At 57.8% G+C, this 943-nt stretch carries 1 tRNA gene and 1 pseudogene; both read right to left on the bottom strand.

From position 1 onward, the window contains the following. Positions 1–83: 83 nt before the first annotated feature. A pseudogene (locus tag EOA79_RS32260) lies at positions 84–325 on the bottom strand (GIY-YIG nuclease family protein). Between the two features lie 103 nt (positions 326–428). Then, a tRNA-Ser gene (locus EOA79_RS32255) sits at positions 429–519 on the bottom strand. Positions 520–943: the final 424 nt, after the last annotated feature.

Raw genomic sequence — 943 nt, 5'->3', positions numbered from 1 at the left:
GAATCGAACGGCAGCGTCGATTTCACTCGACTGTCACCGGTGTCAGTGCTTTGTTATTGCTGTATTTTTTTGCCGGGTAGCCGCTACCACAGACGTTTGCTGGCGAACGCGTGCCCGGATCCCGATTTGAGATAGCGCTCGAACGAAGTCGCCTTTGCTCGGCTTGAAAGGCCATGTAGGTCACGATTCGCCGCGGCAGAAATTTGGAAGTGTGACTGGACTTTCCTGCGTGATGCTCAGCAATTCGTCGCCGCAGGTCCGATGTTATGCCGATATAACGCTCGCCTACGAAAGCCTCGCTCGCAATCAGGTATACGTACCACACGGACCGGCCCTCCTTCGCCAAGGCTTCGGAGGGCATCCTCTCCGCATCCTGCTTCGCACGAACTGTCGGGCTTGTCCTGCGAAGCGCGCAGCGCGAAGCAGGATGGCGGAGAGGATGGGATTCGAACCCACGAGAAGCTTTTGACCTCTACTCCCTTAGCAGGGGAGCGCCTTCGACCACTCGGCCACCTCTCCGTCGCGCCGCTGGATAAAGAAAAGCGGCGGCACAATCAACAAGCCCGCGCCGTAATCGCTGAAAATTCGACGCCGGCAGCAGGATGAGTGTTCCCATGCGGCGATTCCATGGCGATTCCCGGCCGGCGACTCGCAGCTGGCGCCGCAATTTCGGCCGCCCCTCGCCGGATTCGACCGACTGCAAGGCCTTAATGGTTAATGAGAACTTTCGGAGTGAGGCCAAATCGTGTCATTTGTGCAACAACGTCCGGTGATAGCGTCTGGACGGGGCTTCTGCCGATACGATCATAGTTGAACGCCGCCGCCGCCTGGGTAAAGGTCACGTTCGAAGGAGCGGCGCGGTGCGCATCTTTTTCGGTAAGTGGGGATGGGGCAGGGAACGCTGTCCTTCAGCAAAAAATACCCAGACCCGTTTTTTAACTTT

The sequence above is a fragment of the Mesorhizobium sp. M1A.F.Ca.IN.020.03.2.1 genome, assembly GCF_004023205.1.
Taxonomy (GTDB): domain Bacteria; phylum Pseudomonadota; class Alphaproteobacteria; order Rhizobiales; family Rhizobiaceae; genus Mesorhizobium.
The sequence above is the reverse complement of the archived record's forward strand: the minus strand, read 5'-3'. Positions and strand labels throughout refer to the sequence as shown.